Source organism: Rubrivirga sp., assembly GCF_049648075.1.
Lineage (GTDB): Bacteria > Bacteroidota > Rhodothermia > Rhodothermales > Rubricoccaceae > Rubrivirga.
Window position 1 is genome coordinate 1 of sequence record NZ_JBARYR010000669.1, and the last position, 7,504, is coordinate 7,504.

7 protein-coding genes are annotated in these 7,504 nt (G+C 65.2%); 5 read left to right on the forward strand and 2 right to left on the reverse strand.

Annotated elements, in window-relative coordinates; translation table 11 throughout:
- Positions 1 to 926 precede the first annotated feature (926 nt).
- The 3 genes from WBA11_RS17955 (at position 927) to WBA11_RS17965 (ending at position 3,429) form a co-directional block, all read left to right on the forward strand.
- Entirely contained in the window at positions 927 to 1,976 is a 1,050-nt protein-coding gene (locus tag WBA11_RS17955; protein ID WP_424522006.1) for a hypothetical protein, read from the forward strand.
- 98 nt (positions 1,977 to 2,074) lie between these two features.
- Positions 2,075 to 2,518, forward strand: coding sequence for a hypothetical protein (locus tag WBA11_RS17960; RefSeq protein ID WP_424522007.1), 444 nt, complete (start codon positions 2,075 to 2,077; stop codon positions 2,516 to 2,518).
- A gap of 119 nt (positions 2,519 to 2,637) precedes the next feature.
- Positions 2,638 to 3,429 (forward strand): Mov34/MPN/PAD-1 family protein, encoded by a 792-nt coding sequence (locus tag WBA11_RS17965; RefSeq protein ID WP_424522008.1) that lies wholly within the window; start codon positions 2,638 to 2,640, stop codon positions 3,427 to 3,429.
- Here the strand turns inward: WBA11_RS17965 and WBA11_RS17970 are convergent.
- The gene (locus WBA11_RS17970) at positions 3,363 to 4,253 is read right to left on the reverse strand and encodes a response regulator (RefSeq protein ID WP_424522009.1); all 891 of its coding nucleotides are present in this window, start codon (positions 4,251 to 4,253) and stop codon (positions 3,363 to 3,365) included. The two genes, WBA11_RS17965 and WBA11_RS17970, sit on opposite strands and share 67 nt — an antisense overlap.
- Before the next feature lie 1,106 nt (positions 4,254 to 5,359).
- Here WBA11_RS17970 and WBA11_RS17975 point away from each other — a divergent pair.
- Both WBA11_RS17975 and WBA11_RS17980 read left to right on the forward strand, forming a co-directional pair.
- Positions 5,360 to 6,457 (forward strand): M57 family metalloprotease, encoded by a 1,098-nt coding sequence (locus tag WBA11_RS17975; RefSeq protein ID WP_424522010.1) that lies wholly within the window; start codon positions 5,360 to 5,362, stop codon positions 6,455 to 6,457.
- Between the two features lie 5 nt (positions 6,458 to 6,462).
- The gene (locus WBA11_RS17980) at positions 6,463 to 6,837 is read left to right on the forward strand and encodes a hypothetical protein (protein WP_424522011.1); all 375 of its coding nucleotides are present in this window, start codon (positions 6,463 to 6,465) and stop codon (positions 6,835 to 6,837) included.
- Between the two features lie 440 nt (positions 6,838 to 7,277).
- On the opposite strand, the gene WBA11_RS17985 is transcribed toward WBA11_RS17980, so the two are convergent.
- The coding region (locus WBA11_RS17985; protein WP_424522012.1) for a hypothetical protein at positions 7,278 to 7,504 on the reverse strand (227 nt) is incomplete at its 5' end.

Here is a 7,504-nt window from a genome sequence, read left to right on the forward strand (position 1 = left end):
CCGAGCTCGTCGCGCATCCGCATGTAGCGGCTCGGCTTCGGGAACGCGGCTCGGGCGACACGGATGGTCTCGTTAGGGATGGCGGTGTCGGATTGGGGGCGGAGCGACATGAGACAGACAGGGCTCGTGAGAATGGCCGTAGGCTACCTCTGAGGCGCGTTTCCGCTTTTACCAACAGCGTCTATCCCGAGGCCCCCCGAAGAGGCGAACAGTCACGACGGCCTAGCATTCCCTCTCGCGGAAGGCGCGAATGGGCACGTCCGACTACAGCCCCCCGTCAACCAAGACCCGACCGCCGATGCGGACCGGAGCAAACACGCCCGTCGACGCCATGACGGCGTCCACCAGGTCATCGGTGGCGCCATGATCTTCTACCTCGGCGAGATCGGACTGGCACTCTGTGACAGACGAGTCCGTTTCTGACCGTTTACCATATCCAAGTCATGCAGCAGAGACCTATGGGGGGATTCCTCTCGAGCTGTCGTCAAAAACACTATTTGAACATATGTGTTTGGGCCGGGCGACCTGAGTCCCTACTGTGCTCTCAGCCCGTTGAGCGCCGACGTGGCTTCCCACCATAACCGTCGTTCGATATGCGTCATCTCGCGCGCCGCTGGCGCCTCGTCGCCTTGGCCTCTCTCTCGTTCGCTGCGTGCGACTCCGACGATCCGAGCGGGCCGGAGAGCGCCGACCTCCCGACGACAGACCCTGTGTACACGGCGACCTCGCTCGACGACGACATGGCTGAGATCGCTGGGGACGTCCCGGGCTTCGGAGGGTTTTACGGTGACTCCGACGGTGTGTCGTCGATGGCCTTCCGGGTCGGTGAAGCTCGGCTGGCTTCCCGAGCCGCGCTAGACGACGCGGTCGAGCGCTCAATCGGCGGGCGCGCCCGTTTTGCTCGCTTCAGGACCCTTGTCTCGCAGATGAGGCTCGTCGAGGTTCAATACGGGTTCGACGAGCTCCGCGACTGGCACCGGGCTGTGCTCGATGCGGACACGGGCTCCCTCGTCGGGAGCGGTGTCCAGCAGTCTCGGAACCGGCTCCGTCTTCTCGTTGCCAGTGACGGAGATGTCGCGGCGGTCTGGGCGCTCACAGCGGCTATGGGGATCCCCAGCGACGCCGTCGTCGTGGAGGTCGCAGGCGAGCCTGTCACGGAACAGTCGTCTCTAGAGAGCTCGTTCGACCCGGTCCCTGGGGGCGTCTTCTTTACCGATCCCGAGCGCTCGGGCGGGTGCACGATTGGGTACAACCTCGTCGTGGACGGGACGCGGAACAAGTTCATCACCAACTCCCACTGTACGGAGGTCTTCGGCGGGACCGACCCCTTCCACTACGTCTACCAGCCGAACACCTTCTCGAGCGCAAACCTCCTGGCGTTCGAGACCCTCGACCGCCCTTTCTCCTCCAACGTTCCAGGGTGTCCTCGGGGCTCACTCTGCCGGACATCGGACGCCGCGATCTTCCAGTACTCGAGCCAGTCCACAAAGGAGCCGGAGTATGCAGTAGCTCGGCCGAGGAGGCTCAACGACCCGACCAGGACGCGCGACGACATCGACCAGGCCAACCCGAGGTTCATCGTCCGCGGCGTGCTGACCCCGTTCGAGGGCGACATCGTGATGACGGTGGGACAGCAGACGGGGTGGCGGTCGGGCCAGGTCACCGAGGACGAGCAAACGGTCAAGGGGCCGGGCCGGTTGAGTTCGGCCTACGTTCTCCTCCGCCAAGTCGAGGCGACTTATACGAGCACCGACGGCGACAGCGGGGGGCCGGTTTTCGTCGCCATCGCGTCGAGCGGGGCATCGGGGCCGAACAACGGGACGACGACGGACGTGAGCCGAGGAGTCTTCCCGGTCGGCATCCATGTCGGGTCCTACACGCTCAGCAACGGGGCTACCCGGAGGTACTTCTCCGCTCTCGACGAGGCCTTCGACGAACTCTTGGGTGGGCGAGACGTCAACACGATCCAATTCTGATGTCTCCTCGTCGCTCCGCTTACGTAGCCGCTGGCCTTCTGATGGCGGTCGGTGTCGTCGGGTGTCGGAACCCGGCGTCGGCCGAGAGACAACGAGCTGTGGCCGACAGCCTGCAAACGTTGGTCAGTTCAACCTCTTCGCTTCTGTCGCTGGCCTGCGAGGTCGATGCCCGAGGGGGCGTCGTCGAAGCGGCAATCGTGGTCACGACCGCGGACTCAGCGCGTGTGGAGAGCGGTGAGCCATCGGTGGTCGTGCGGGCCTGGCGGGGGGGCGACCTTGTTTGGCCGGAAGTGCGTGAGGGGGAGGCCGTGGCCGTCCCCACGACGGGCGTCGAGGTTGTCACGAACGTCGGCCCTGGGGGGCGGCTCCCCGTCTACCCAACGCTTGGGCCAAGGGACACCGTGGGCGTGGGGGTCCCGCTCCGCGAAGGGGATCTCGTGCTCTGCGAGACGACTGCGAGCGTAGGCCCAACCGCGCTGCCGGGGGAGGTGGCCGCCACCGGCGACCTCGTCACCGTCTACGACCTCGTTCGGGTGGAGTAGCGAATGCAAGGACCGGCGGCCGACCGGCCACCAACTTCCGGTTCCGACACTTGGCGCTCGACGTCGAGTCGTCAGCGCGTCGGGTCTCCGCCTTTCTAAACCCATCTGGTACGGACCTGGTGGTCCTCGCCGAGGACAGCGACCGCCGGTATCCACTCCGTCGCCTCGACCTCGCGTACCTCAGAGCACTCGTCGTAGACGCCCGGCTTGGAGGGCACTTCATCCCCCTCCCGTCAGGGGTCCGATCCGCCCACGGGTGTCACGATGTCTCCGGTCGGATTCCCCACGAGTCCGTCGCCGTGCACGGCGCGACGGCTGCCGGGGCGGTCCGGGCCGCTCTCGACAGCCCCCGGTCCCTGGTGAGCGTGTGGCGCCGCCTCGGCGACGGCTCGGTCGCGCGCGTTCCGATCCGCATCGGAGACGTCTCGGAAGGCGCCGTCGGGGATTGGACGATCATTCTATCGATTGATCTCTTCAAGGAGATTCACGACCAGCGTGCTCAGCGGCTTCCTCGCGAGACCGGAGGAGTCTTGCTCGGTACGATCGACCTCGTGTGTCGGGACATCGCCGTCGTGGCTCACGTGCCGTCTCCTCCTGACAGCGAAGAGTGGCCGACGGCGTATATCCGCGGCGTCGAAGGCCTTCCCGAAACCCTCGCTTGGGTTGGTGCAGCCACGGGGGGACAAGTCTCATACGTCGGCGAGTGGCACAGTCATCCGCCGGGCGTACCCCCACGACCAAGTGCAGATGATAGCTCGCTTTTTGAGTGGCTCGCCGATCACCGCGCCCAGGATGGGCTCCCCGCTCTCATGCTCATCGCAGCAGATGGTGACCACTCTGCAACCTACGTCGCCTCCACCACGGAGACCCCGCTAGACGTAGTCCTCGCGAGTGACATTCCCGATTCGTGATCTGATCGACGAGCGACTGCGAGCACGGCAGCGGTGAGCTCCTCCTCAGGCATGTCCTTGGTCAAGTAGCCCGCTGCACCCGCAGTGAGCATACCGCGGACGAAGCCTCTGCTCGAGTGCGCCGAGAAGCCGAGCACACGGATGGCGGAACCGGCCAGTGCCCGTGCTACCTCGGCCCCAGACACACCCGGTAGGTCGACATCGAGCACGACCACGTCGGGCTCTAGCTCGCGTGCCAGGCGCAGCGCCTCGGTGCCGTCGCCGGCTTCGGCCACGACGTCGATCAGGGAGTGCGTGTCGAGCGAACGGCGTACGCCGGCGCGCAGCGAGGGGTGGTCGTCGACCAGGAGGACGCGGATCACGTTGGTGCACCGACAAAGATGAAAGCGTTCACGTGAGGGGCACCGCTTTGGATCGCGCGCGGAGCGGAACTCGGAGACGAACGTCAGTACCGAAACTGCCGGGTCCGGGACTGACCTGTATCGATCCTCCCACAGCGCCTGCCCGCTCGCGCATACCGGCCAGGCCATAGTGCCCTCTGGCAACGAGCTGGCGAGGTTTAAGAGCGGCCGTTGGCCCGATATGCCTGTGCCGTCATCACGCACGAGAAGGTCGACGTCGCCGCGCTCGCGACGCAGAAAGACCCACGCCGTACGCGCGAGACCATGCGTGTGCGCGTTCGCGAGGGCCTCCTGAGTGATCCGGTATGCTGCGAGCTCGACGTCCTCGGGTAGGCGCCCGCCGGGGTCGATATTGACCCGTACGACGAGCGGTGGCGACGCGCGCGCCCACCGGTCAGCCAGGTCTTCCAGGGCCGGCTCCAATCCGAACCGGTCGAGTGCGGAGGGACGCAGGCCGCTCGCGAGAGCTCGCAACTCGTCGCCGACGTCTCGGAGCGGCTTCTGGATGTCCGGCGGGCTCGAACGCGCCAGGCGAGCGAGCTCTTGAAGCGGGCCGTCGTGGATCTCGCTCGACAAGCGCGAGCGTTCCGCTTCTCGGGTCGCGTCCTCATGGCGTGCGACCGCGCGCAGGAGGGCCGTCTTGCGGTAGCTGCGAAGGACGGAGAGTGCAGCGAGCAAGGCCAAGAGCACTGCGACGGCCGAGACTCCCACGCCTGGCGTACTGCGAGGTCCACCCCGTCGCGGTTCACGCCGACAGCGATCGTCTCCGTCGTCGCTAGACCGGCATGCTCGTTTATAACGAGCCCGAGCGCACTCACGGCCGAGGCGTCGAGACGGATGGGCATGCCGCTGTCGGGCGTGAGGACGACCCAAGCGGCGTTGTCGGGGCCAGCCCATATCTCGTATTGAATCGGCGCGCTTCGACTGGTATCGTCGCGCATGGTGAGCGTCCCCCCTGCAACGGGCTGCACTCCAGCGGATAGGTCTGAAGGAGACTGCGTGACGGGTACCAGCCGTGAGATGGGCTCAACGTAGCGTGCAGGACTCGAGGTTTGTACCGGGGGCGCCCCCAAGGAGCGTTTCCTGAATCTTGCTCTCAGAGCCCGTGGTACAGCCGAGGTGTCTTCAACGGGCGTGTAACGCGACAGGCGCAGGACGTGAGTACTTCTCCGCGCTGGGCACTTCCCGTTTATCGGGTGGATATCGGAGATCGCACGTGCTCAGGTCACAGGAATTTGGTCCAGTGTCGGTTGCCAACGGATTCGATTTGGACAGCTGAGGCCTGGGGTGGATTCCTTTGTAGGCATCGTATAAAACACTATTCGAACATATGTGATAGGACCTGGCAGGCCGGCCCCCTATTGTGTCTCTCTAGCCCGTTCAGCAATTCGCCAACAGCGTCGATCCCGAAGGTCCCCCTAGCTCTGGCCTCCCTCTCTTTCTCGTTCGCCGCGTGCGATTCCGATCCTGCTAGCGGCGGAGACGTTCCACCGGTGTCGCCGCCCTTCTCGGAGGCTGATGATGAGCTTATGGCAGCGTACCTGGGCGAGGTCGTCGGTTTCCCCAGTCGGATGGTCGAGTCGAGAGATTCATTCTTCGTTGTCGACGGCGACATGGAGGTCGAAAAGGCAGAGATGATCGAGTTCCTGCGCGAAAACCCTGACCTCGGTGCACTCGTGTCTCTAGACCCGAACGCACGAGGGGCTGCGGTCCAGGCGGCGGCCCGCTTGGCCCGGCAGAGGGTCTACTCACTCGGCGTCGTAAAGCACGAAGACGTCGACGGCTTCGGGGCGGCGACGGGCGGTATCCCGGTGTTTGTGACGCCGAGCGTGCCGTCGACGTGGCGAAGAGCGACAGAGGACGCGGTGAACTACTGGAACGCCAGCAGCACCAGCAAGGTGCGGCTCCAAATCGTAACCTCGATCCCTGCCTTTCCCACGCCTACCATCGTCGTCAATAAGCGCTCGGCGTCTTCGTTCAACGCGAATGTTGCCGCAACAGGAGCGATGCCTGTCAACGGTCGGCCGGGGAACGTTTTCCTGAACGTCGACGGGACGTCGCTGAGCCGCGGCGCGCTCGCCTACGTCTTGACGCACGAATTCGGGCACACGCTCGGGTTCCGTCACACGGACGCTCGCAACGAGTCGGACTACCGGCACACATCCGTTCCACGAACGCCTGTGACGGATCCTCGCTCGTTCATGAACGCGACGGTCTCGCCCTCCTACACGCTGTCGACTCGGGGCTTCACGACAGAGGACAAGCACGCCGCGCGCGTGATCTACCCCGTCTCTCTTGCCGCGCCGTCGATCCTCGGCGTGGTCAAGTCGCCGGGGTACCAACCCGGAGCATTCGACGTCCGCCTCCGATTCCTCACAGACGACAACACGGCCCAGGTAGCGGTGACCTACCGCATCGGGTCCGGAGCATGGCAGGAGTACCCCGTCTCGTTCCGGTCGGACTACCCATCCGAGTCGTCCCCGGAGTTCATCATGTATGACCAGTCGTTCCCGGTGGGAACGACCGTGACGTACCGCCTCCAGGCGATCAGCTACTTATCGAACCAGCAGCCGATGAACGAGGTGTACTTAGGCCCGTTCTCATCCACGTCAACTCTCACGTTCTAGCTGACATGCGCACTCTATTCTTGATGGGCATGGCCGCCCTCGCGGCGGCGTGCTCTCCAGCGCAGCCCACATACTTCGACGACACGATCTCAGGGCCACTCGAGATCGAGGTGGTAGAACTCAACGCGCGCGTGGACGGCGATTCGGTCCGTGTGTCGGGCATGGTCCGGACGGTGACGCCGCCGGGGGACATGCCCGGCGTGCCCATCGCGCTCGTCGACGAGACGTCTGGTATGGTTCTCGATGGGGTTTTGTCGCGCGAAGGGGGTGCTTTCGACCTGGTCGCTTTCTACACTGCAGAAGGTTCAGTGTCACTGCGCGTGACTGACGGGCCATACCGCCCCTGGTCCATGCGGGTCACGGACATTCTCAATGATTGAAAAGGCGGGGCGGACTGAACGATGTGCGAAGATCGGAGACGTCGTTTGCAACGACGCGGCCATCGAAGGTCCTCTACGGCACTCGTGGTGGACGCAAACCGGACGCGAGATGTCCGGTTCGAACTCATGAACTGACCGCCTACCGGCGATGCCGATGACACCGTCGGCGGATCGGTGCGCAGTTCAGCAAAGGCGAGCGGCTCCACTATCCCCGCGCCTGGCTGACGTTCGAGGGCAACGGGAAGCTCCGACGCAAGAACAAGGAGGGGCGGTATCGGCTGCCAGATCCGCTGGGGCCGCCCAGGGCCTTGGCTTCACCCTGGCCACGCATGACTGACGGTGCGCTTGGTCATCAGTGATCGTCATGCTTTACGGGGCATGATGAGACGCGCGGCGCCCCCCCCCCCCCCCGTCGCACGGCGCGCGCGGGGCCTCCCGGGCTACAGGTTCGTAATCGCGTGCTCGCGGACGAACGCCTCGAACGTCCTCATTTCGGGGACGAGGCGGCGCGCGGCGGCGGTGTCCGGCGCGAAGTTGACGACGCGGTGCCACGCGACCTGCTCGGCGAACTCGCGGTTCGCCAGCTTGAGCGCCCACCCCGGAATGCTCCACCATTTGGGTCGGCGGCCCGAGGCGCGACGGAACGCGGCCCGCATCTCGGGCACCG